The organism is Ruegeria sp. F11, assembly GCF_056533855.1.
The window spans coordinates 97,353-121,337 of sequence record NZ_JBQFOW010000008.1; the positions used below are offsets into that span (position 1 = coordinate 97,353).

General features: G+C 60.7%; 22 protein-coding genes. 12 read left to right on the forward strand and 10 right to left on the reverse strand.

The genetic code is table 11. From position 1 onward, the window contains the following. Positions 1-40: 40 nt before the first annotated feature. The 3 genes from ACR0NJ_RS12210 to ACR0NJ_RS12220 all read right to left on the reverse strand — a co-directional run bounded on the left by ACR0NJ_RS12210 (position 41) and on the right by ACR0NJ_RS12220 (position 4,335). A complete protein-coding gene (locus ACR0NJ_RS12210; RefSeq protein ID WP_480817409.1) occupies positions 41-2,260 on the reverse strand; it encodes a CHASE2 domain-containing protein in 2,220 nt (739 codons plus the stop codon). Positions 2,261-2,334: 74 nt separating this feature from the next. Further along, positions 2,335-3,228, reverse strand: coding sequence for a FecR family protein (locus tag ACR0NJ_RS12215; protein WP_480817537.1), 894 nt, complete (start codon positions 3,226-3,228; stop codon positions 2,335-2,337). A gap of 420 nt (positions 3,229-3,648) precedes the next feature. Beyond that, positions 3,649-4,335 (reverse strand): Crp/Fnr family transcriptional regulator, encoded by a 687-nt coding sequence (locus ACR0NJ_RS12220; protein ID WP_480817410.1) that lies wholly within the window; start codon positions 4,333-4,335, stop codon positions 3,649-3,651. A 179-nt stretch (positions 4,336-4,514) separates the two neighbouring features. On the opposite strand from ACR0NJ_RS12220, the gene hemA reads away from it, so the two are divergent. Beyond that, entirely contained in the window at positions 4,515-5,738 is a 1,224-nt protein-coding gene (gene hemA / locus ACR0NJ_RS12225; RefSeq protein WP_480817411.1) for a 5-aminolevulinate synthase, read from the forward strand. Positions 5,739-5,797: 59 nt separating this feature from the next. Here the strand turns inward: hemA and ACR0NJ_RS12230 are convergent, their stop codons facing one another. From ACR0NJ_RS12230 to ACR0NJ_RS12260, 7 genes are all read right to left on the reverse strand, one after another. Beyond that, the gene (locus ACR0NJ_RS12230) at positions 5,798-6,085 is read right to left on the reverse strand and encodes a cytochrome C oxidase subunit IV family protein (protein ID WP_480817412.1); all 288 of its coding nucleotides are present in this window, start codon (positions 6,083-6,085) and stop codon (positions 5,798-5,800) included. A 5-nt stretch (positions 6,086-6,090) separates the two neighbouring features. Next, the gene (locus tag ACR0NJ_RS12235; protein WP_480817413.1) at positions 6,091-6,639 is read right to left on the reverse strand and encodes a cytochrome c oxidase subunit 3; all 549 of its coding nucleotides are present in this window, start codon (positions 6,637-6,639) and stop codon (positions 6,091-6,093) included. Further along, positions 6,636-8,558 (reverse strand): nitric oxide reductase activation protein NorD, encoded by a 1,923-nt coding sequence (locus ACR0NJ_RS12240; RefSeq protein WP_480817414.1) that lies wholly within the window; start codon positions 8,556-8,558, stop codon positions 6,636-6,638. Before ACR0NJ_RS12240 ends, ACR0NJ_RS12235 begins: the two co-directional genes overlap by 4 nt. A 9-nt stretch (positions 8,559-8,567) precedes the next feature. Continuing rightward, positions 8,568-9,377 carry an AAA family ATPase gene (locus ACR0NJ_RS12245; protein ID WP_480817415.1) on the reverse strand — a complete coding sequence of 270 codons (810 nt, stop codon included), beginning with the start codon at positions 9,375-9,377 and terminating at the stop codon, positions 8,568-8,570. A gap of 5 nt (positions 9,378-9,382) precedes the next feature. Continuing rightward, positions 9,383-10,750 carry a cbb3-type cytochrome c oxidase subunit I gene (locus tag ACR0NJ_RS12250; RefSeq protein WP_480817416.1) on the reverse strand — a complete coding sequence of 456 codons (1,368 nt, stop codon included), beginning with the start codon at positions 10,748-10,750 and terminating at the stop codon, positions 9,383-9,385. Between the two features lie 16 nt (positions 10,751-10,766). After that, positions 10,767-11,216, reverse strand: a complete 450-nt coding sequence (locus ACR0NJ_RS12255; protein ID WP_480817417.1) for a c-type cytochrome — start codon at positions 11,214-11,216, stop codon at positions 10,767-10,769. A 99-nt stretch (positions 11,217-11,315) separates the two neighbouring features. Beyond that, complete coding sequence (locus ACR0NJ_RS12260) at positions 11,316-12,497, reverse strand: NnrS family protein (RefSeq protein WP_480817418.1); 1,182 nt, start codon at positions 12,495-12,497, stop codon at positions 11,316-11,318. Positions 12,498-12,720: 223 nt separating this feature from the next. Here ACR0NJ_RS12260 and ACR0NJ_RS12265 point away from each other — a divergent pair, with 223 nt between their 5' ends. The 11 genes from ACR0NJ_RS12265 to ACR0NJ_RS12315 all read left to right on the forward strand — a co-directional run bounded on the left by ACR0NJ_RS12265 (position 12,721) and on the right by ACR0NJ_RS12315 (position 23,969). Continuing rightward, on the forward strand, positions 12,721-14,397 hold the full coding sequence (locus ACR0NJ_RS12265; protein ID WP_480817419.1) for a cytochrome D1 domain-containing protein: 1,677 nt from the start codon (positions 12,721-12,723) through the stop codon (positions 14,395-14,397). 124 nt (positions 14,398-14,521) lie between these two features. Then, complete coding sequence (locus ACR0NJ_RS12270) at positions 14,522-16,306, forward strand: NapC/NirT family cytochrome c (protein ID WP_480817420.1); 1,785 nt, start codon at positions 14,522-14,524, stop codon at positions 16,304-16,306. 50 nt (positions 16,307-16,356) lie between these two features. Continuing rightward, positions 16,357-16,764 (forward strand): cupredoxin domain-containing protein, encoded by a 408-nt coding sequence (locus ACR0NJ_RS12275; RefSeq protein WP_480817421.1) that lies wholly within the window; start codon positions 16,357-16,359, stop codon positions 16,762-16,764. A 188-nt stretch (positions 16,765-16,952) separates the two neighbouring features. Beyond that, entirely contained in the window at positions 16,953-17,714 is a 762-nt protein-coding gene (gene cobA, locus ACR0NJ_RS12280; protein ID WP_480817422.1) for a uroporphyrinogen-III C-methyltransferase, read from the forward strand. After that, a complete protein-coding gene (locus tag ACR0NJ_RS12285) occupies positions 17,707-18,075 on the forward strand; it encodes a c-type cytochrome (protein ID WP_480817423.1) in 369 nt (122 codons plus the stop codon). The genes cobA and ACR0NJ_RS12285 overlap by 8 nt, the downstream gene beginning before the upstream one ends. Further along, the gene (locus ACR0NJ_RS12290) at positions 18,072-19,217 is read left to right on the forward strand and encodes a cytochrome D1 domain-containing protein (RefSeq protein WP_480817424.1); all 1,146 of its coding nucleotides are present in this window, start codon (positions 18,072-18,074) and stop codon (positions 19,215-19,217) included. The genes ACR0NJ_RS12285 and ACR0NJ_RS12290 overlap by 4 nt, the downstream gene beginning before the upstream one ends. A gap of 1 nt (position 19,218) precedes the next feature. Then, a complete protein-coding gene (ahbB, locus tag ACR0NJ_RS12295; protein WP_480817425.1) occupies positions 19,219-20,208 on the forward strand; it encodes a siroheme decarboxylase subunit beta in 990 nt (329 codons plus the stop codon). After that, a complete protein-coding gene (locus tag ACR0NJ_RS12300; RefSeq protein WP_480817426.1) occupies positions 20,205-20,654 on the forward strand; it encodes an Lrp/AsnC family transcriptional regulator in 450 nt (149 codons plus the stop codon). Before ahbB (ACR0NJ_RS12295) ends, ACR0NJ_RS12300 begins: the two co-directional genes overlap by 4 nt. Beyond that, positions 20,651-21,133 carry a siroheme decarboxylase subunit beta gene (ahbB, locus tag ACR0NJ_RS12305; protein WP_480817427.1) on the forward strand — a complete coding sequence of 161 codons (483 nt, stop codon included), beginning with the start codon at positions 20,651-20,653 and terminating at the stop codon, positions 21,131-21,133. The genes ACR0NJ_RS12300 and ahbB (ACR0NJ_RS12305) overlap by 4 nt, the downstream gene beginning before the upstream one ends. A gap of 3 nt (positions 21,134-21,136) precedes the next feature. Beyond that, positions 21,137-22,351: a heme d1 biosynthesis radical SAM protein NirJ gene (gene nirJ, locus ACR0NJ_RS12310; protein WP_480817428.1), complete on the forward strand. Its 1,215-nt coding sequence runs from the start codon at positions 21,137-21,139 to the stop codon at positions 22,349-22,351. Between the two features lie 133 nt (positions 22,352-22,484). After that, the gene (locus tag ACR0NJ_RS12315) at positions 22,485-23,969 is read left to right on the forward strand and encodes a cytochrome D1 domain-containing protein (protein WP_480817538.1); all 1,485 of its coding nucleotides are present in this window, start codon (positions 22,485-22,487) and stop codon (positions 23,967-23,969) included. Positions 23,970-23,985 lie beyond the last annotated feature (16 nt).

The following is a 23,985-nucleotide window of genomic DNA, read 5'->3' on the forward strand; positions in this document are numbered from 1 at the left end:
ACCCGAAAGTGGGCAAAACCAGTACCTGATCCCGTTCCCCTTACGCTCTGCCATGTCGGGCGAACTCGAACGCGACGGACGGCATGTCTGACCGAAAATCCGCCGCGCGTCCCGGCATGGCGCGATAGAACCGGAGCAACCCGGGGTCGATCGCCTGGGCGAGGCTTTCGCAATGCAGGCACAGCTTCTCGATCGTGGCCTGAGGCGCGCGCGCTCTGACCGCTGCGATCAAAGCCCCATGCGCAGCCAAAAGGCTCTGGAAGCCGTCAGTTTGCTGCAGATCCTGATTGCCCACCAGAATATAGACGGGCTCTGGCTTGGCCTTGCCTTTCAGATCGACATAGCCAGCTTCGAGCATGGCCAGCTTTCCCCGGGCGGCCTCGTACACACCGCTGGAGACAACAATGTCGTATTCAACTGTCCGGCAGCACTGTTCGATCCGAGCCGACACGTTAACCACATCGCCGATGACCGTATAGTTGAACCGTTTCTGAGACCCGATATTGCCGACACAGGCCAAACCCGTGGCGCATCCCGTCGCCAGCGCGATGGGATGCCGGTTTCGCATGATGGCAGAGGCATTGAACTCGACCAACGCGCCGCGCATTTCCAGCGCGGCCAACGCCGCCCGGCAGGGGTGATCTTCAACGGGCAACGGGGCATTCCAGAACGCCATCACGGCGTCGCCAATGAACTTGTCGATCGTGCCCCGCTGCTTCAGGATCTGATCCCCGATGTTGGAAAAAAGCGCATTCAGCAGCGAAACAAGCTCGGTCGCGGAGGCGGTTTCCGACAAAGAGGTAAATCCGCGAATGTCTGAAAACATAACGGTGATTTCCTGCGTCTCCCCTCCTAACTGCAGCCGGTGGCCGGTTGACTCCATTTCATCCAGAATTTCCGGGGCCACATAGTGGGAAAAGACCTTTCGTATTTCACGCTTCTCGCGTTCCGTCGAAACAAAAAGATACCCTGCCAGCAGACCGAAATTCGCCATCCCCCCGATAAGGGGAAAGGTGGCGTCAAACAGGATCAGCTGATTTTGGTAGGTCAGCCAGCTGATTAAAAGAACAACCGCTGCAGCGACGCCACCGGCAACAAAAGACGCAACCGCCCCAAAACTGGACATGACCGCAATAACGACCAGCCCCAGTATGACGAAAGCAACCAGTTCCAGCGCGGCCGTGACATCGGACCGACTGAGCATCCTGTTCGTCAAGACCTGCTCTAGAATTTGCGCGTGAATGGAAACGCCGGGAACGGTTTCGCCAAGTGCGGTCTGATGCATGTCGAACAGACCGGCGGCAGAAGTGCCGACCAGAATGATCCGCCCCTCGATCTGATCCTGCAAGGCGGGGTCATCGGACCCGTTCATGACATCGTCGGCTGAGATATAAAGGTCCGGAAAATCCCGCCTGTACTTCACCCAAAGCTCGCCATTTTCAGTTGTTGGTAAACGGTATCCGCCGATCTCGACCGCCAGCATTATGCCTTCTTCATTTTGCGATCCTTCGGCAAAGATCACAGGCTCGCCCAGCGCAACCCTCAGCGCTTCGATCCCGAGACTGGGGATCACGCCTTCTGGCCCACCCCATAACACAGGGACGCGCCGCACCACCCCTGTGCCCCCGAGCGGCGAGACATTGACGCCACCTATCCCCGACGCATCCCGGTTCAAAGGCGCGGCTGGCGGGGTCCAATACGGAACCGAGACCAAACCCGCAGCCGGGTTTTCGCCAATTTCGACAACTCCAGCCTTGGTCGACAGCTTTCGGTCGTCCCCCTGCAAACGAGCTGCGACGCCCAATACGACCGGCCAGTCAGCAATTGCGGCTCCAAAGAGAGCGTCATTGTCCAGATTTTCGGCATCTGGCTCAACGGCGACACGTCCGATCAGAGTCGGATCGTTCAGCAGCCGGGACGGCGAATATCGGTCAGGTTCGACAAACAACATATCGAATGCAATGGATGCGGCACCGTATTCGCCCAGGTTTTCCACCAATTGCGCAAGCAATGTCCGAGGCCACGGCCACTGGCCCCATTTTCCCAAAGAGGCTTCGTCTATATCCACAACGCGCACCGGCAATTCGGGGTTGAACTCTGTCGGGGACAGTCTTTGCAAAATGTCAAAATAGATCAGACGCGTCATACGGACCGGAAAAGGATCCAGAACCCTGACAAAACAACCCAAAAGGATAAGACATACCCCCACAAGACGGAAAGCCCATCTGGCATTGCTGGTTTTCCGCGTCTTTTCGACCACTTCATCCTCCTGGGAAAAGGGCGGGATTATCTTGGATTCTGGCGACCTCCGGCCTGTTCCAGTACGGCCTCGGGTTACTCTTCTTCCGGTTCAGGTTCACCGGGTTCGGGTTCCTCGGGTTCAGGTTCTTCCCGCTCGGGCTCATCTCTTTCCGGTTCGTCATCATCGGGTTCAGGTTCGTCGGGCGGCGATGGTTCTGAAGGGGGATCTGAACGAGTTGGTGTCGGAGCTGCGGCCTGCTGCGCAGGTGCTTCTCTGCGCGTCTCTTGCCTGTCAGGCTCAACGCGTCGAATGGGCGCTGACTCCCGTGCGCACCCTTCGACATTCACCTGCAAAGGCGGCAGTAATCCGTCCTGCGACTGAATAAAGGGAAAGCCGCCCTTTAGCGCCTTGTCATATTGCGCCTGATCGGCCGGTCGCCCTACGCGCCCTCTTCCGGTTGTGGCATACAAGCTGCATTGGCGACCCGTTGACCGGCAGGACCCGCGCACGCTGCACATCTGCACTGTGCCTTCAAGAACCAGCATTGCGCTTTGGTCGTTCGACACAATCCACATGTCGAAAGTCGTTCCACGAACCGCCATCGTGGCCGACGGCGTTTTGACCGAATAGGCCCGCTTTCGGCTTTTGCCTGAGATAAAGCGAAAGCTGCCGCCCAATGCCTGCACAGCAAAGCTCTTGGCCTTGCGGTTGCTGCGCAGCATTGTCACGTCCAGAACCATTTGCGAATTGGGTCCAATGGCGATCTTGGTTTCGTCCACGAAAACAAGTTGAACCAGGCCATTGCGGTCTGTTGAAATCGCGTCGCCCGAAGCGATTTCCATTCCTGTGCGCACAGTCTGAGATTTGCCCCCACGCGTAATCTTCGCACCTTGCTTTGCGCTAATCACTTTTCCAATATTGGCTGAGGTCTGCGACGGTAAGATCACAAATACACAAAGAACCAACACAACTTTTAACCAGGTCACACCCAAGCCCCTTCCCCCAAAAGGTTCCTGATGAGCGCTAAACGCTCTGAGCCCGAACTTAACCTCGTTAAACCGCTTATTTGTTTTCTTAAAAATTCATAAATTTGTGCAAATATGCCTTAAAGCTTATATTTTTGGCAAGGTCTTTGTCGGAACGGGTATTGGTGTTTGCTCAACCGGCATCCCAAGTATCAACTGCCAGCTTGCCATTTCCCACATATCGCCGCCCTACGAACGCCCTGCCTGCCGCCGCGACGGTTACCCGCATGGCTGATCAGAGACAGCCCCTCTCATCCAAGGCTAAGCCTTTTTTCGAGGCCCGTAATTCACGAAACGTGACGAACAGCAGAACAACGCCCAGTACGACGGCGGATCGCGCGAAAACCGTTGCTGCCAATCCGGCAGGTCGCAATGCCGGTTCTACGTGGACTCACTCTCGGCGTAGCTGCGCAGTTCGGTGACGTCAGAGATTTCCGCATGATTGCGGTTTATCTTCACGCCAATCGATTTTAATCGTGAAAAGGCACGGCTGAGGCTTTCGGGTTTCATCCCAAGACGGCCCGCAATCAGCATCTTGTCATAGGGCAATTCCACGTCGCAGCTGCCCTCCTCGATCTCGCACAGGTTCAGAAGGAATTCAGCCACCCGTTGTGCGCCGGTCTGCGCCTTGAGCTGTTCCAACTGCGCCACCAGCGAATGAAGATGCGTGAAGGTCGAGGCCAATATGGATATGCCGATCTCGGGGTCTTCCTTCATCAACGACAATAGCACAGGGCTGGGAATATGCATGATCTCGCAGGCGGACACCGCCTCGGCCGAAACCGGGTAAGGTACGTTGCGTAAGGCGACCGCTTCGCCAAAGCTTTCACCGCGGGTGAAGACACTGACGACGGCCTCGGCACCGGTCGGTGTGACGCGGAAAAGCTTCACCCAGCCAGCCAGCACCACGTGCACAGCGTTGGCTTCTTCCTCCTGCAGGAAAATCGTCTCACCCCGGTCATAGGATCGCCAGATCGCGCGGCTCAGCAAGTGATCCAGATACTGTTCCGGCAAACTCTTGAGCAGAAGCGATTGTCGCGCGATCGCCTTTTGTCGTTCATGCGCCACGAAGGGTCCTCTCTTCCCTGGCCAATGTTTCAGCCAGCCCATCCCTAAGCTACAGCCTAAGCTAAGTTGGTTCTCAATCGCCAGCCAAATTCGGCTGCGTAACTTGACAATTGTCATGTTCCGCCATGCGAGCCGCGCCTATTCTTTGCCAAACACCAGCAAGCCGGGGAGCCAGTTTCATGGACTACGAGCGATTTTTTACCCAGAGCCTGGATGCCCTGAGGGACGAAGGCAACTACCGTGTCTTCATCGACCTGCAACGGCGCTGCGGAGCGTTTCCGAACGCGCGCCAGACCGATGGGGCGGTCGAGCGTGACGTGCGTATCTGGTGTTCGAACGACTATCTGGGCATGGGCCAGCACCCCGCAGTGATCAGCGCCATGCATGACGCTCTGGACCGCTGCGGCGCGGGTGCGGGCGGGACGCGCAATATCTCGGGGACGACTCATGATCACGTTCTGCTGGAACGCGAACTAGCGGATCTGCACGGCAAGGAAGACGCGCTGCTGTTTACCTCGGGCTACGTGTCGAACTGGGCGGCGCTGGGAACCCTTGCGTCGAAAATCCCCGGCCTGGTCGTATTCTCGGATGCGCTGAACCATGCCTCGATGATCGAAGGCATCCGCCATTCGCGGGCGCAGAAGGTGATCTGGAAACACAACGATCTGGAAGACCTTGAGGCAAAACTGGCCGCAGCCGACCCGGACGCACCCAAGATGGTCGCGTTTGAATCGGTCTATTCGATGGACGGTGACATCGCACCCATCAAGGAAATCTGTGATCTGGCCGACAAATACGGCGCGATGACCTATCTGGATGAGGTCCACGCCGTTGGCCTGTATGGCCCGCGCGGTGGCGGTATCGCCGAGCGCGAAGGTCTGATGGATCGCCTGACGGTGATCGAAGGCACGCTGGGCAAGGCGTTCGGTGTGGTGGGCGGCTATATCGCTGCCTCGGCCGCGCTGTGCGATTTCGTGCGCAGCTTTGCCAGCGGGTTCATCTTCACCACCGCTCTGCCGCCGTCGATTGCCGCCGGGGCCGCCGCATCGATCCGGCATCTGAAGCAATCGAATGCCGAACGCGATCTGCAAAAGGCCCGCGTAGCCGAGGTGCGCGCGCGGCTGGACGCGGAAGGTATCCCGCATCTGCCCAACCCCAGCCATATCATCCCGGTGATGGTGGGCGATCCGGTGAAATGCAAATTCATCTCGGACACGCTGCTGGAAGAGTTCGGTATCTATATCCAGCCGATCAACTATCCCACCGTGCCCAAAGGCACCGAACGGCTGCGGATCACGCCCTCGCCGGTGCATACGGATGAAGATATCGACCATCTGGTCGGCGCATTGTCGGCGCTGTGGCAGCGTTGCCAGATCGCGCGGATGCCGATGGCGGCTCAATAACCAAAGCTCCCCCTCGCTTGGAAAAGCGCCGTCCTTTCGGGGGCGGCGTTTTTCTTTGGTCAGATCAGGTAGAGGCCGAAGACGGTCAGCGCAAAACCCGTCAGCACCAGGGTGAAGCCGCGCAGCCAGGCGGGGCTGGTGGCAAGCTCGAGGTAACGCGCAAGGATGATGCGGGATTTGGCCAGCGCCAGGATCAGGATGCCTGCGCCGAGGATTTTTGATGGGAGTGGGGTCAATGTCAGGATTGCCGATGCGAGGCTGAGCACCAGAAGGGAGAGCCATGCGCGTGTGAGAGGGTTCGGAAGCCTCCGGCGGCCGTATTTGGAACGAGAAGAAGATGCGGACATCGCTTTTATCCCAGCAGGTAGATCACGGGGAAGAGCATGATCCAGACCAGATCGACCATGTGCCAGAACTGTGCGCCGGCCTCGATGTTTCGGGGATCGTCGCGCCACACGACCAGCAGCAGGATGCCGACCCCGGCCAGAACATGCGCGGCGTGGAACCCGGTGAGCAGGTAGTAGAACAGGAAAAACGGATGGGTCTCGTAGATGATGCCTTGCGCCGCTTTGCCTGCGTATTCCGCGCCTTTGATGATTAGGAACACAACGCCCAGCGCAGCCGCGCCGATCAGCGCCAGACGGGCGGCGGCGCGGCGGGCGGCTTTTCGCCAGTGCAGGGCCTGTGCGGCGAGGTAGCCGGACGTGATCAGGACGGCGGTGTTGAGTGCCGCGCCGGTGCGGTAGAGATGCGATTGCGCCTCGGCAAAGCCTGCGGGGTCGGTCAGGCGGACGCCCATGAACGCGATCAGCCCTGCGCCGAAGACCAGCAGTTCCGAGATGATCAGCACCCACATCAGCAACTCGCCCGGAAGCTCGTCGATCAGGGAGGTGTCGCTCATGCGCCGACCAGTTGGCGGTAAATCTGTGGCAGCGCCATGGTCAGGCGGTGCGGGTCGGGGATGACCGCAAAACCGCCTTGGCCGAACATGCGCGGGAACCAGCTTTTGCCGCTTTTGTCGATGGTGACGCCAAAGACCGATTGCCCGGCGCGGCGGGCCTCGCGCACGGCCATGCAGGTGTCTTCGATCCCGTGGCGGCCCTCGTAATGGTCCAGATCGTTGGGTTTACCGTCGGTGATGACCAGCAACAGGCGGCGTTTTCGGGATTGTTCTGCCAGATCGGCAGAGCAATGGCGGATCGCAGCGCCAAGCCTTGTGTAGTGGCCGGGGCGGAGGGACGCGATGCGTTGTTCGACGGTGCTGCCCATCGGTTCATTGAACCGTTTGCAGCGTTGCACATAGACGCGCTGGCGTTTCAGCGAGCTGAAGGCGTGGATGGCGAAATCGTCGCCGCAGGCGTTTAGGCCCCACGCCAAGGCGGCCAGCGCCTCGCGTTCGATGTCGATCACGGCGCGGCCCGTTACAGCGCTTTCGGTCGAGCGGCTGACATCCAGCAGGATCGAGACCGCCAGATCGCGCGCTTCGGGGCGGGATTGCATCCAGATGCGTTCATTGCCTTCGCCGCTGGCATGGCGGTCGGTTTCGGCGCGCACGGCGGCTTCGATATCCAGCTGATCACCGTCCAGATGGCCACGCGTCATGACGCGACCGGGGCGCAGAGCTTCGAACTGGCGTTTGACGGCGCGGATGCGGCGGGCGGTGGCGGGGTCTTTGCCGAATTCAGCCGCATCCTCACGGATATCGGCGTCGGACAGCAAGACGTTCACATGGTCCGGCAGGTACTGACCGGTGCGCACATCCCATTCGGGATAGAGGATGCGGCCAGAGAGACGTTCACGGTTCACGTCCTCGGGCGCGAGGTCCAAGTGCAGCTTCAGCTTGGTCGGCGGCGCTTTGGAGATCTGACCCAACCCAATCTCTTCCTGATCGTCGGCGGCTTTCTTGGCGTTGTCGGGGTCGTCATCGTCGATGCGACGGTTGATATTCAGGAACTCGGCCCAGCTGAGGATCGCTTCGAACTTATGCAGAATGAAACTGTCGCTGCGGTTGGCCTGATCCGACTTGCGGCGGCGGGCACGGTGGGTTTTCTCGCCGGATTCTTCGGGCTCGCCCTCGGTGTCAGGGTTTTCGACCTCGTTATGTTCAGAAAAGCCAACAGCGCGCAGTTCGGGCCACAGGGGCACCGGGCGTATCGGTTGGTAGCCACGCGGGGCGGTCAAGTCGTCGTCCAGCGCCAGTAGCTGTTCGGCCCGATCCGACAGCGGCGCGGGGTCGCCCAGCATATGGCGAACCAGTTCCTCAACCGCAGCCTCAACTGGCGGCAGGCCCGGAATCTCGCGCTGATGCAGGACACCTTTGCACAGCTCGGTATAAAGCGGTCGCAGGCCGGGGGCGTCATCGAGCGTCGCCACAACCATGTCCTGCGCTGCCATCAACGCGCGCAGGTCGGCGCGCAGTGGATCATCTTCGTCAATGCGGGTTCCGGCATGGGCGGCGGCGGCGGCCAGCCAGACATAAAGCGCGCCGTTTGCTTCACGCGCGGGGAATACGGCAAGCCGGTCGGGCAGACGCAGAACTTCGCCATCGAAGGACGCGCGCGGCATCAACTCGGCCTCGGTTGCCAGTTTGCGACGCCAGCTCAGGCGATGGCGTGAAATCTCGGGTGAGACCGGGCGCAATTCAACGCCCGGGCTACCCCCAAGTCCTCGGAAGAGGACGGCCAGCCGCCCCGCGACCTGCGAGAGGTCGACCGCGGCTCCAACATGCACCTCAGGTGCATCGAGGCGGCTGGCAAGGGTGTGCCACAGTTTCCCGATCGTTTCTTCGGGTTCCCATGGCTCAAAATCGATCCTGACCATCGGCCGGCCTCACCCAAAGACAGCCGTGACAAGATCGAGGAGCCCGCGTTTGATGTCCTCGTCATCCGTCAGAGGTTCAACCATAGCGGCAAGGATGGCGCGGTCGGTGGACATGCCCTGTGCGATCAGCGTCGCGGCATAAACGACCAGACGGGTGGAGACGCCTTCCTCAAGATCCTGACCCTTGAGCCCGCGCAACTTGTTCGCCAGCCGGATAAGCGGCTTGCAACGGTCCAGCGGCAGGCCGCTTTCTTGCGCGACAACCTCGGCCTCCATCTCGGGTGACGGGAAGTCGAATTCCAGCGAGATAAACCGCTGACGGGTCGAGGGTTTCAGGGTTTTCAGGATATTCTGGTATCCGGGGTTATAGGAGGCGACCAGCATGAAACCGGGTGCGGCCTCAAGCTCTTCGCCGGTACGATCGATCGGCAGGATGCGCCGGTCGTCGGTCAGTGGGTGCAGCACGACAGTCACGTCCTTGCGGGCCTCGACCACCTCATCAAGGTAGCAGATCGCGCCTTCGCGCACCGCGCGGGTCAGGGGGCCATCAACCCAGACGGTTTCGCCACCTTTCAGCAGGTAACGCCCGATCAGGTCGGCAGCGGCAAGGTCATCGTGACAGGCCACGGTGTAAAGCGGGCGGCCAAGCTTGGCGGCCATGTGGGCCACGAAACGGGTTTTGCCGCAGCCTGTCGGCCCCTTCAACAGAACCGGCAGGTCGTTGGTGTAGGCGGCGCAGAAGACGTCGCATTCATCGCCCTGGGCGAGGTAGAAGGGGGCGTCAGCCGCCCCCTCAGTCAGTTTCATGGAGCCGTCCATAGTCATCACTCCGCAGGGGTTTCGGCTGCGCCGGGTTCAATGATCTCTTTCCGGGGAACCCAAATCGAGTAGATGAACAGCAGCGCACCAAGGACCACGACGATGCCAGAGCCAAGGCGCATCCAGTAGAAGATGGCGACCTGATCCTGCACATCCATGAAGTAGTCTCCGACCACCCGTTGCATGTGCGTCTGAACGGTTCCGGCGAAGGTCAGCACGAAGGTCATGAAGACCATGCCGCTGGTCATCAGCCAGAACGAGCCCATGTTCAGAACCTGATTATAGGGATCGCGGTTCTTGAGGATCGGCATCGCATAGCTGAAAATCGCCAGATTGAGGCAGACATAGGCACCGTAGAACGCCAGGTGACCGTGGGCGGCGGTGATCTGCGTGCCGTGGGTGTAATAGTTCACACCGTGCAGCGTGTGCAGGAAGCCCCAGACGCCGGCGCCGAAGAAGGCCAGAGTGGCACAACCCAGCGACCACAGCAGAGCGGCCTTGTTGGGGTGGTCCCGGCGGCCCTTCCAGACCATGACGAAGGCAAAGGCCATCATCGCGAAGAACGGGATCACTTCGAGGCTTGAGAAGATCGACCCGATCCACTGCCAATAGCCGGGGGTACCGATCCAGTAATAGTGGTGGCCAGTGCCAAGGATGCCCGAGAACAGTGCCGCGGCGACAATGACATAGAGCCATTTCTCGACGATCTCACGGTCCACGCCCGTCAGCTTGAGCATCAGGTAGGCGAGGATCGAGGCCATGATCAGTTCCCACACGCCTTCAACCCACAGGTGGACAACGTACCACCAGTATTGCTTGTCCAAGGACAGGTTGCCGGGGTTGTAGAAGGCAAACAGGAACAGCAGCGCCAGACCCCACAGACCCAACAGAAGGATGTTGGTGATCGCGGTCTTCTTGCCCTTCAGAACGGTCATCGAAACGTTGTACAGGAAGATCAGCGCGGCCACGACGATGCCCGCCTTGACCCATTTGGGCTGTTCAAGGAACTCGCGCCCCTCTTTGCCCAGCAGCCAGTTGCCTTCGAACAGGTTGAAGACATAAGTCACAACCACGCCCAAAGTGCCGACCACAAGGATGATCAGCTGCAGATAGGCCAGCTTGGTCGAATGGATCTCACGCTCGGCCTCTTCCGGGATCAGGAAGTAGGCAGCCCCGAAGAAGCCAAGGATCAGCCAGACGATCAGAGAGTTTGTGTGCAGCATACGCACGATGTTGAACGGCAGAAGCTCGCTCAGGAAATTGGGGGATACATAGATCAGACCGGCCAGCAGGCCGCCGATCACCTGTATCGCGAACAGGCCCATGGCTACGGCAAAGTAGGCGTAGGCGATTTTCTGGGATTCGTATTTCATTGTCCTTGTCCCTTTCTCAGCCTGCCTCGTTGGGCGGCCAGCCCTGCGCGTCGATATTGTCCGTCCAGATCAGGAAATTGGTCAGATCACGCAGCTCGTCGTCGCTGAGGTTGAAATTGGGCATCTGCCGGCGACCGGGAATGCCGGTCGGCTGTGCTTCCATCCAGCCCTTGAGCGATTCAAAGGCCGATTCCGGGTCGTCCAGAACACCCCAACGGGTCATCACATTGCCGACCTCAGGGGCGTAGTAGGCCCCCTCGCCCAGAATCGTGTGACAGTTGATGCAAGCGTGCTTTTCCCAGACGTGCTTACCCCGGACGACACTTTCATCCAGGTTCGCAGCGTTCTCGGACCGCACGATATAAAGGTGGGAATGGGCCGATAGGGCCAGAAAGATAAGAATGAAGAACAGTGACCCGCCATAGAATATGTTGCGAGCCATGCTCTTTGTCATGACTTCTCGCATTGCGCTCTCCTTTGCGCAGATTAGCTAGTATCTCAACAATGGCGGTTGGGTCGTCGAGGTGCCTTAACGAAAGTCAAGACTTTCAGTCGGAATTGAAAATCATCCGTCCCGAGCGGCCCGAGGCCCCGTCAGCGCGGGCCACATCGCGATCAGGTACAGCGCAAAAGCCCCGACCCACAGACCGTCCGACAGCAGCATCGCCATCAGATAGCCGTTGTTCAGGTCGGTGCCGACCCAGCGCGACAGAGCCGCGGCAGCCATCAGCCCATAGGCCACAACCATCGGCCCCGGTGCCACCAGCGGACGACCGCTATGACCCAAAGCCGCGCGGCTCATGACCGCCAGCGTCATGCCGCCAACGCAGCCGATGCCGAGGATATGGACGGCGGCGACCTCATTACCGATGCCCAGACCTGCGAGCCCCCATAGGATCAGCCCCAGCGCCAGCATGGCCAGCCCCAGATGAAGCGCCAGCAGGATCGGCTGCTGAACCGCCCAGCGTGTGCGCCACCGCGCCATGCGCAGGATCTGCACCCCGCCCAGAATCAGCGCCACCGCGCCAGAGACCGGCCCTACGCCCAACGCCAGAACGCTGAGCGGCAGAACAAGCGCCAGCACCATCCCCACCTTGTCCAGAGCGGCGACCGAGACAGGCCAGTTGGCCTCGGGCACGTTTGCGCGTTTCATGGCGTTTCGGGTGAAAGCCGGTGTGATCCGACCGCCCAGAATCGCGATCATGGAACACAGCGTCAGCAGCCCCGCGCGCAGCCCGGTTTGTAGCGTGTCCTCCGTGACGCCCATCCATTCCAGATGGGTCAGCAAATCAGCCAGCCAGATGAAGGTCAGCAACAGCAGAAAGATCATGTTCTGCGGTTTCGGACGCCGGACCAACTGCGTTGTGATCTTGGCGGCCAGAATCGGCACAAAGGCCAGATCGACCGCAGCCACCAGAACAGGCGACAACATCCCCGAAAACCACATCGCCATCCGCCCGGCCAGCCACAGCCCTGCAGCGAGGGTAATGAATCGCGCGCGCGCGTCGGGCGCGCCGGTCCAGTTGGGCACTGCGGTCAGAAAGAACCCACCCAGCGCGGCGGTGGCATAGCCAAAAATCATCTCATGCGCGTGCCACATGGGCGGCGTCATACCGTAATCCGGTGCCATGTAGGGCACGGTCAGCCACAGCCCCCAGACCAGCCCGACGAACAGGCCGTAAAGTCCGGCGGACAGAAAGAAAACGCGAAACCCCTCCCCGAAAATACGGGTGATGATTGCGGGCATGACTGCTCTCCTGCTCGGTTTTGGAAACTCTAACAGGCCTCCCGCGCGCGCGGCTTAACCAAAGTCAAAACGACCCCAAAATATGACCTCAAGACTCAGATTTCAGGGCGGTTTTTTCGCGAAAATCGGCGCGCGATTGGCTCACCTGTTGACTTTCGTCAAGGATCGCGCCGCACCGATGTCTCACCCTTGGACCTGCCTCACCAGCAAATGGAGAGTGATCATGTCACTTGGAATCAGCTACAACAAAACTGGCCGCGCCTTTGGGGTCGGTTTGGCGATGTTGCTGGGCAGCGTCGCCGCGCCAGCCTTTGCAGACGAGCCAACCCTGAGCAAGGAAGCCTTTGAATCCTCGAAACAACTTTACTTTGAACGCTGCGCCGGTTGCCACGGTGTGCTGCGCAAAGGGGCAACGGGTAAAAGCCTTGAGCCGTTGGTTGAAACGAAAAACGCCGATGGCACCGTGACCGAGTCCGGCACCCTGAAACTGGGTCAGGACCGGCTGGAAAAGATCATCGCGTGGGGGACCGAAGGCGGTATGAACAACTTCTCGGACGTGATGTCCGAAGACGAAATCCGCGATATGGCGACCTATATCCAGATGGAGCCGCCTAAGCCGCCGGAAATGTCACTTGAGCAGATGATGGCGACCCGCAAGGTCTATGTCGAACCCGAAGATTACCCGACCGAACCGCTGCATGGCCGCAACTGGGAAAACTTCTTCGTGGTCATCGAACGTGACGTGGGCAAGGTGGCCGTGATCGACGGCGACACCAAGGAAGTGCTGGCGCATATCCCGACCGGTTATGCGGTGCACGTTCTGAAAGCGTCCGAGCACCACAAGCTGGAAGAGCCGGAAAACCCGGGCCGCTTCTGGTACACCATGGGCCGCGACGGCAAGATGACCAAGATCGACCTGTGGCAGAACCCCGAGAACATGCTCGTGGCCGAGGTTACCATTGGTTATGACGCCCGCGACGTAGCGGTATCGGGTGACGGTAAATACGTCATCGGTGGTGCCTATTGGCCTCCGCATTTCGCGATCGTCGATGCCGAAACCATGGAGCCGAAAAAGGTCGTTTCGACCCGAGGCTACAACGTGGACGGGGACTATGTGGAAGAAAGCCGTGTGGCTGCCATCTACACCACCCCGAACGAGCCCACGTGGATCGTGGCGGTGAAGGAACTCGGCCAGCTCTGGCAGGTCGATTACACCGACCTGGAAAACCTGCGGATCGACAAGATCGACAGCGCCAAGTTCCTGCATGACGGCTTCTTCGACCCGTCCGGTCGCTTCTTCCAGATCGCCGCAAACGCGTCGAACAAGATGGTTGTGGTCGATACCGAGACCCACAAGCTAGAAGCCATGATCGACACAGCACCGCTGCCGCACCCCGGCCCGGGCGCCAACTGGGATGACCCGAATTGCGGTCCTGTTGCCGGTACAACCCACCTGGGCGAAGGCACGGTCACCGTTTGGGGCAACGACCCCGAGGGTCACCCGGATCAGGCTTGGAAAACCTGCTACGAGGTGGAAACCGACGGTCCCGGTCTGTTCATCCGGACGCACCCGACATCGGACTACATCTGGGCCGACCAGACCAAGCACCCCGAGCCTGAGATTCAGCAATCGGTGCAGGTCATCGACAAGGCAACCGGCGAGATCGTGAAAACGATCCAGATCACCGAAGAGGAAGGCAACGTCGCCGTCCACTTCGAGTTCAACCAGGACGGGTCCGAGGTTTGGGTTTCCAAGTGGAATCGCTCGACCTCGAAAGAGCCCAACGGTGAGATCGTGATCTTCGACGCCAAGACGCTGGAAGAGATCGGCCGCGTGAAGGGTCTGTTTGCCCCGACCGGCAAGTTCAACGTCTACAACCGGTCGAACCACGTCACCTGACGGATTTCGGACTAACACCGGAAAGGGCGGGCCCCTCGCCCGCCCTTTCCCTGTTTGACCCATCAGCCAAACACGCCTGCCCGACAGACCGGGCCAGTCAAGACAGCCAAAACGGAGCCCGGATATGACCTCGGAACCGGAAAAGAAAAAACCGATCTGGCGCCGGTATTTCCTGTGGGGAATGCCCGTGGCCGGCATCGCCGCGGCCTTTGCCGCCGGCATCATCTTCTGGGGCGGGTTCAACACCGCCATGGAAGCGACCAACACCAAGGAATTCTGCGTCTCGTGCCACGAGATGCGCGATTTCGTCTACGAAGAATACACCGGCACAATCCATGACGTGAACCGCTCGGGCGTGGGCGCGGTCTGTTCCGACTGCCACGTACCCAAGGACTGGACGCATAAGATCATCCGCAAGATCAAGGCCAGCAAAGAACTGTATGGCAAGATGGTCGGCACCATCAACACGCGTGAGAAATTCGAAGCCAAGCGCGTGCATCTGGCCATGAACGAATGGGAGCGGATGAAATCCACCGACTCGCGCGAATGCCGCAACTGCCACGATTTCGAATCGATGATGCCCGAGTTCCAGAAACCCCGCGCCCGTCAACAGCACCTGAACGCGATGACCGTTGGTCAGACCTGCATCGACTGCCACAAGGGGATTGCGCACTCGGATGCCCGCGACCGGGCGGATGAGGAGTATCTGGAAGAACTCGAAGCGCCAAACCCCGCCTTCATCCGTGAGATCCCGGCTGAATATCTGGCCAGCCTTGAGCGGATCGAAGCCAAGGAAGCGGCAGAAGCCGAGGCTGAGAAAGCCGCCCGCGCAGCGCAGCAAGAGGCGGTGCAGGCGCAGATCGCAGCCGCTGTAGACGCTGCCGTGGCCGAAGAACGCGCCAAGGCCGCAGGCGATGAGGCGGCGGCACCTGCCGGTGGTGGCAGCGATGTGGGCACCAATATCGACTGGTCTGCCGTGGTCAGCACCGACATGAAACTGTTCTACCCCGGTCAGGCCTCGTTCGAATGGGTGCAGAACGGGCGGTCCCATGGCGGCGCGCGTCCGCTGACCAAAGGCGGCGACCAGTGCACGACCTGTCACGCCAAGGAACTGGATACGATCGGCAACAAGATCGTTGCAGGGGGTGAGCTGGAACCAACGCCGATCCCCGGCAAGCGTGGCGTGATCGATGCGACCGTGCAGGCGGCCCATGATGACGAGGCCCTGTATATTCGTCTGCAATGGCCGGATGCGGGCCACAACCCGGCACCGTTTGTCGATGGCGGCAAGATGGACCCCGACAACCAGATCAAGGTTGCCATGATGATCACCGGCAGCGGGATCGAGATGGGCGATCAGGTGGGGTGTTGGGCCTCGTGCCACGCGGACAACAGCTACATGCCCTTTGATCCGGGTGCCGACGCGATTGCCGCCAAAGGTGATTTCACCGGCCGCATGACCGCGCAGGACACCGTGACCAAGTACATCAGCGAAAGCCGGACCGAGGTCGAAATCAAAGGCCGTCGCGGCAAGGCGCTGGGCGGCTGGGACAAGCTGCAGGCGGCTGAACAGATCGAGCAGTATCTGGCCGACGGCACCTATCTGGACCTGATGCGTGTCTATGCCGATGGCAGCGCCACCAACGGCTATCTGCTGGAACAGCGCGTGGTCAATGACGGCGAGATCGCCGCCTCGGCCAGCCTCGATGGTGGCATCTGGACCGTGGTCTTCACCCGCCCGTTGAACTCGGGCGCGGTCGGTGACGTGCCGCTGGAACCCGGTCAGACCTATACGGTCGGCTTTGCCATCCACGATGACTTTGCCGCCGCGCGGTTCCACCACGTGACGCTGGATACCAGCCTGGCGCTGGACGACGACAGCGCCTTCATCAACGTCGTCAAACAGTAACGGATCGGGGCCGGGCAACCCGGCCCCCTCCCAACCCAAAGGAGAGGTCGATGAAACCCCAAAACCTTCTTCCTGCCCTGCTGCTTCTGGCATCCCCCGCACTGGCGGCGGATGACGACATCGCCGCCACCTGCGCTGAAGCCGAAGAGCGCTATGTCGAACTGTTCGGCCAGCCCTCAACGGCGGTCGAAGATGCCGAGGTGGTGCTGATGTACAAATACCTCTTTTGCCCGGTTGAACTGACGGTCAAGGCAGGGACCACCGTGCGCTGGGTGAATGTGGACAAACGCACCAGCCACTCGGTCCTGTTGAAGGATGGCAGCGAGCCCGAGAGCGACCGGTTGTTTCCCGAGGAATCGGTTGATCTGACTTTCCTGACCCCGGGGCCGCAAGACTATCTGTGCGGGCCGCATTGGGAGACGCAGAACATGATCGGAATGATCACCGTCGAACCCTGAGCCGAGGCACATACAGGCAAGATCACAGGAGCGCGGGCGCAAAACCCGCGCTCCTTAACTTTAGTCAAGGAGGTTTGTTTTCGATTCCGCCAACCTGCCCTCATGACACGCCCGGCTTTCCCAGCAACGTCACCAGATCGCGCAGGGCTGCGGGGCGCAGAGAACATTCAGACCAAGCGAGTTCACACATGAGCGGTAAGGTTTTTCTGATTGGCGCAGGTCCCGGCGACCCCGAATTGATGACCCTGCGCGCCCTGCGGATGCTGCAAGAGGCGGATGTGGTGGTTTATGACCGTCTGGTCTCGGACGATATCCTGAACCTGCACGCGGATGGCGCGCGGCTGATCCCGGTGGGCAAGGCTCCCAAATGCCATACGGTGCCGCAAAATCGCATCAATGACATCCTCGTCGAACAGGCCCGCGCCGGCCATACGGTTGCGCGGCTGAAAGGCGGCGATCCGATGATCTTTGGCCGCGGCTCGGAAGAGGCCGCGTATCTGATGGCAAACGGCATCCCGGTCGAATACGCGCCGGGGATTACGGCGGCGCAGGGTGCCTCGTGCTCGACCGGCGTACCGCTGACCCATCGCGGGTTGGCGACCTCGGTGCAATATGTCACCGGGCACCGGCAGGCCGACACCGTGCTGGATCTGGATTGGAAGCGTCTGGCCGACCCTGAATCCACGCTGGTCGTCTATATGGGAGTCGCCAATATCGGCCAGATCGCCATGGGACTGATGACCGAGAACCTGCCCGGTTCGACCCCCATTCTGGCCGTTGGCAAAGCCACCACGCCGGACGAGCGCCGCATGGTGTCCCGACTGGACCGTCTGGCGGCGGATGTGCGCGCGGCTGATCTGAAAGCGCCCACGCTGTTCATCATCGGCAAGGTGGTGTCGCTTTATGCGGAACAGCCTGTGGCTGAGTTATTGGAGCAGGCTCATGGCTAAGCTTGGCCGTAGAAAACCGGCACAGCGACCATCGGCGGGACACAAGGGTTGGACCGCGCGTGCCACCCTCTCGACGGCTGTACTTGTGGCCACAACAGCCTTTGCCGCCGACACGCTTGACCCCAACGCCCTGAAACGCCTTGTCCATCAGGATTGCGGCTCGTGCCACGGGCTGTCGCTGAAGGGCGGGCTTGGTCCTGATCTGCGGTCCCAAACCCTTGAACACTATGACGCCGAGGTTCTGACCGGCGTGATCCTCGATGGCATCCCCGATACTCCGATGCCCCCATGGCGGCCCCTGATCAGCGAAGAAGAGGCCGAATGGATCGCCCGTTACCTGCTGGCACAGGAGGCCCAATGAAACAGCTTATCCTCACCCTCGCCGCCACGCTGCTGATGACCACCGCACAGGCGGAACCGACAGCCACCGGAGACCTGGGCCTTGTGATCGAACGGGCCAAGGGCTCGGTCCTGCTGGTCGATCAATCTGACCGCGCCGCGCTGGCCCGGATCGAGGGGCTGGGCGATTTGTCCCATGCCTCGCTGGTCTATTCGCCGGACCAGCGTTTCGCTTATGTGTTCGGACGGGACGGAGGGCTGACCAAGGTTGATATCGTCACCCGTCAGATCGTGAACCGCGTGGTGCAGGCGGGCAATGCCATCGGCGGTGCAATCTCGGATGACGGTAAACTGGTCGCCGTGTCGAACTATGAACCCGGTGGCGTGCGGGTCTTTGATGCGGACACGCTGGACATGGTCGCCGACATTCCCACCGACAGCAAAACCATCGGGCTGGTCGACGCGCCCGGTCGCCGGTTCGTCTTCACCATGTGGGACACGGGTGAGACCTGGATTGCCGATTTCTCGAACGGCACCCCCGCGATCACCAAGATCACCGACATGGGCAAGAACCCCTATGACGCGCTGATCACCGCCAATGGCCGGACCTATATCACCGGCCTGTTTGGCGAGGACGGCCTGACCGCGCTGGACCTGTGGTCCGAGACGCCCGAACCCATCCGCGTGCTGCCTAACTATGGGCGCGGGCAAGAGGAAATGCCCGTCTACAAGATGCCCCATCTGGAAGGCTGGGCGCTGACGGGGCGCGAGTTCGTGCTGCCCGCCGTGGGTCATCACGAGGTTCTGTGGATCGACACCGACACCCTGTCTGAGACCGGGCGCACACAGACCCACGGCCAGCCGGTCTTTGCCATGGCCCGCCCTGATGGGCGTCAGGTTTGGGTGAATTTCGCCCACCCGCTGAACGACACGATTCAAGTGATCGATTCCGTCAGCAAGGAAATCATCCACGAATTCAAACCGGGCCCCGCAGTGCTGCATATGGAGTTCACGCCGCGCGGGCATGAGGTCTGGATCAGCGTGCGCGATGCCAACAAGGTCATGGTCTACGACACGCAAAGCTTCGAGAAACTGCGCGAGATCGAGGCCGACAGCCCCTCGGGCATTTTCTTCACCGCCCGCGCGCACAGAACGGGGCTTTGAAATGCAGCACATCACCGACCCGCTCGATTGCCGTCTGCTGGACGAGTTCCAACGCGATTTTCCCATAACCGCGCGTCCGTTTCAGGTTCTGGCCGACGCGCTTGGTCTCGACGAGGCCGAAGTGCTCGACCGGCTGGCGCGGATGCGCAAGACCGGGCGCATCACCCGGGTGGGTGCGACCATTGCCCCCGGTGCGGTATCGGCCAGCACCCTTGCCGCTGTTGCCGCCCCTGACGCGCGGCTGGAAGAGGTCGCCGCCCTGATCGACGCGGAACCCGGCGTGAACCACAATTACCAGCGCGAGGATGACTGGAACCTTTGGTTCGTGGCCACCGGCCCGGACCGCGCGCATGTGAACGAAACGCTTGCTCGGATCAGCCGCCGCACCGGACTGCGCGTGCTGGACCTGCGGCTGGTCCGCCCGTTCAACGTTGATCTGGGGTTCCGGATGTCGGGCGAGACCCGCAATGTTCCCGGCCCCCGCAAGGTGGATTGTTCAGCGATGCAGGACGGCGACCGGCCCCTGTTGCAGGCGCTGAGTTCCGGGCTGTCGCTGGTCGCAGAACCCTATGCAGCACTGGCCCGGTCGCTGAGCCGCAGCACGGTCGATGTGATGGAGCGGATCGAGGCCCTGCATGGGGCCGGGATCATCTCACGCCTCGGCGTCATCGTGCGCCATCGTGCGCTGGGATGGTCCGCCAATGCGATGGTGGTCTGGGATATGCCTGCCGATCAGGTCGGCACCGCAGGTCCGGCGCTGGCTGCCCATCCCGGTGTGACGCTGTGTTATGAGCGCAACCCGGTCGAAGGCGTCTGGCCGTATCGCCTTTATTCCATGATCCACGCCCGCTCGCGCCCCGAAGCGCTTGAGGTTCTGGCCAATGCCACCGCCCTGCCGGAACTGGCTGGTGCGCGGCACAAGGTTCTATTCTCGACCCGTTGCTTCAAGCAAACCGGCGCGCTGATTCAGGCGAAAGAGGTGGCGGCATGACGCTCGACGATACAGACCGCGCCATCCTGAACCGGATGCAGGACGACTTGCCTTTGACCTCGCACCCCTACGCGGTGATCGCCGAGGAATTGGGGATCGCGGAATCCGACCTTCTGGGCCGTCTGACCCGCATGAAAGAGGCCCGCGTCATCACCCGTTTCGGCCCCTTCTTCGACGCCGCCGCAATGGGCGGGGCCTTCTGTCTGTGCGCGATGGTTGTACCGTCTGAGGATTTCGAAACCGTCCTGACCAAAGTCAATGCGCATCCGGAGGTCGCCCATAATTATGAGCGCACGCACCGGCTGAATATGTGGTTCGTTCTGGCGACCGAAACGCCCGAAGGGATCGCAACCGCAGCCGAGGCTATCGAACGGGAAACCGGGACCCGGGTCCTGCAATTCCCCAAACTTCAGGAATTTTTCATCGGCTTCCGGGTGGCAGCATGATCGACGCAAAAGACAGAGAGATCATCGAGGCGCTGCAAACCGGCCTGCCGCTGGTGCCTGTCCCTTACGCGCAGGTGGCCGAGGGGCTGGGTCTGGATGAAGACACTCTGATGTTCCGCCTCGCCGACATGAAATCGCGCGGCGTCATCCGGCGCATTGCGGCGGCCCCAAACCACTACAAGCTGGGCATGACATCGAACGGCATGACCGTTTGGGATGTCGCAGACAACCGCGTGGCCGAGATGGGCACCCAGATCGGCCTTCTGCCCTTTGTCACCCATTGCTATGAACGCCCCCGCGCGCTGCCCGACTGGCCCTACAACCTGTTTGCCATGGTCCATGGCACCGACCGGGCTGAGGTCGAAGAAAAGCGCGCCGAAATCGCGGCCATTCTGGGCGAGGCCTGCCGGGCGAAAGATATCCTCTATTCCACGCGCATCCTGAAAAAGACCGGGCTGCGCCTGAAAACGAAAGGCTGAGATATGTTCCGCCTGACCGAATACATGCAACAGCTGGTCAAACCAACCCCGGTGCGTAAACGCCGCCCCGGCCCGGTGAAACCGGTGGTGATCTGGAACCTGACACGGCGCTGCAACCTGAAATGCCGCCATTGCTACACCGTCTCGGCGGATGTGGCCTTCCCCGGTGAGCTCAGCCACGAGCAAGCCATGGTAACCCTTGAGGATCTGGGCCAATTTCGCGTCCCGGCCCTGATCCTCTCGGGTGGGGAACCGCTGGATCGGTTCGATTTCTTCGACATCGCCAAACGCGCCCGCGATCTGGTGCCGATGCTGGCGCTGTCCACGAACGGCACCCGGATTTATGATGAAACCGCCGACATGATCGCCGATGTAGGGTTCAACTATGTCGGCATCTCGCTGGACGGGATCGGTGCCACAAATGATTGGTTCCGCGGCGTTGAAGGAGCCTTTGCCGACGCCCTGCGCGGCGTGCGCGAGTGCAAGAAACGCGGCATCAAGGTTGGTCTGCGGTTCTGCCTGACCGAAGGCACCCAGCATCACCTGCCCGACCTGTTGAAGCTGTGTGATGACGAAGGCGTCGATAAGTTCTACCTGTCCCACCTTGTCTATGCCGGGCGCGGCGACAAGAACCGGGGCGAGGATGCCGAGCATCTGCGCACCCGCACCGGTCTGGACCTGCTGCTGGACCGCGCGTGGGAGGCCGCATCCGGTGGCCGCCCGCTGGACATCGTGACCGGCAACAATGATGCCGATGCCGGGTATTTCCTGAACTGGGTCCGGGCGCATTTTGACGCCGACAAAGCGGCGCATGTGCGAGAGCATCTGGCGGCGTGGGGCGGAAACTCCAGCGGGCTGGGCGTGGCCAATATCGACAATCTGGGCCGCGTGCATCCAGATACCTATTGGTCGGATTACACGGTTGGCAATGTGAAGACCAAACCGTTTTCCGAGTTGTGGACCGGGGACGATCCGATGTTGGCGATGCTGCGCACCCGTCCGCGGCCTTTGAAAGGGCGTTGTGGGGCGTGCCGGTTGAAGGATGTCTGCGGCGGCAACACTCGTATCCGGGCGCTGCAACTGACCGGCGATCCGTGGGCGGAAGATCCGGCCTGTTATCTGTCAAACGAAGAAATCGGCGTGGACGAGGCGGGCGAACGCCTACAGGTCACGCCTTTCCGGGGGAAACGTTATGATCCGGCGCATCAGTTCTTTTGAAACCTATTGTTCTGCTCGTCCAGCCCCTGCACTGGGAGTGAGTGCGGGAGCCTCCGGCGGCCGTATTTGGGACAAGAAGAAGCAGAGGGTTGCTCTGTTTCTGTCCAGCGCTGCGCTGGTTTTGGCCGGTGCAATGGCGCAGGCGGATGCGCCATCGGACTACGCTGAGCATTGCGCATCTTGCCATGGCGAGAACCGGTTGGGCGGGGTTGGCCCTGCGCTGATCCCCGAGACGTTGAAGCGGATGCGGGGGCCGCGGGTGGCCGCCGTGATTGCCGAGGGGCGCACCGCGACGCAGATGCCGGCGTTTTCGCATGAGCTGGACGCGTTGCAGATCGAGGAACTGGCGGGGTGGCTGAAATCTCCGCTGGAAACCAACCCGGATTGGGGTGAGGCCGAGATCATGGCCAGCCGTACTCTGGATGAGGACTATGCGCCGGTGGACGCGCCGGTCTGGGACAGCGACCCGATGAACATCACGCTGGCGGTTGAGACCGGCGATCATCATGTCAGTGTGCTGGATGGGGATACGTTCGAGGTTCTGGACCGGTTCGAAACCCCGTTTGCCGTCCATGGCGGGCCGAAGTTCAGCCCCGATGGGCGCTATGTCTTCATCATGTCCCGCGACGGCTGGGTGCAGAAATACGACATCTGGGCGCTGAAACAGGTGGGCCGCGTGCGCGCCGGTTTGAACAGCCGCAACATCGCCATGTCGGGTGACGGCAAATGGGTGGCTGTTGCGAACTACCTGCCGAACTCTTTGACGCTGCTGTCGACCGAGGATCTGTCAGTCGCAAAAGTCATTGATGTTAAAAGTAAAAAAGGAACCCCAAGTCGCGTCTCAGCGGTCTATCAGGCCCCACCCCGCGAAAGCTTTGTGCTGGCGCTGAAGGATGTGCCCGAGATCTGGGAAGTGTTTTACGGCGACAACCCTCCGCAATTCGGGCTGGGGCACGATTTCCGCATCGAGGGGCAGTTCAAAAACCCTGATCCGTTCCCGGTGCGCAAGATCACGACGCCGGATTATCTGGACGATTTCTTTTTCGACCAGAGTTACGAATACGTCATGGGCGCCTCGCGCGATGGCAATGGCGGGCAGGTGATCGATCTGGTGATCGGGCAGAAAGTGGCCGATCTGGACCTGCCGGGGATGCCGCATTTGGGCTCGGGGATCACGTGGAAACATGGCGACACCACCGTGATGGCGACGCCGCATCTGACCGATGGCACGGTGTCGGTGATCGACATGGAAAGCTGGGAAACGGTCAAGCGGATCAAGACCGAAGGGCCCGGTTTCTTCATGCGCAGCCATGAGAATTCGCCTTATGTCTGGGCCGATGTGTTCTTTGGCCCCAACAAGGACGCGATGCATGTGATCGACAAGCAAAGCCTTGAAATCGTGAGAACTTTACGCCCTGCGCCGGGCAAGACCGTGGCCCATGTGGAGTTCACCAAGGATGGCAGCCATGCGCTGGTTTCGATCTGGGAAGATGACGGCGCGGTGATCGTCTATGACGCGCAGACGCTGGAAGAGGTCCGCCGCCTGCCGATGCGCAAACCGTCTGGGAAATACAATGTCTGGAACAAAATCACCTTCTCGGAAGGCACCAGCCACTGAGGGCAGATGGCCGGTC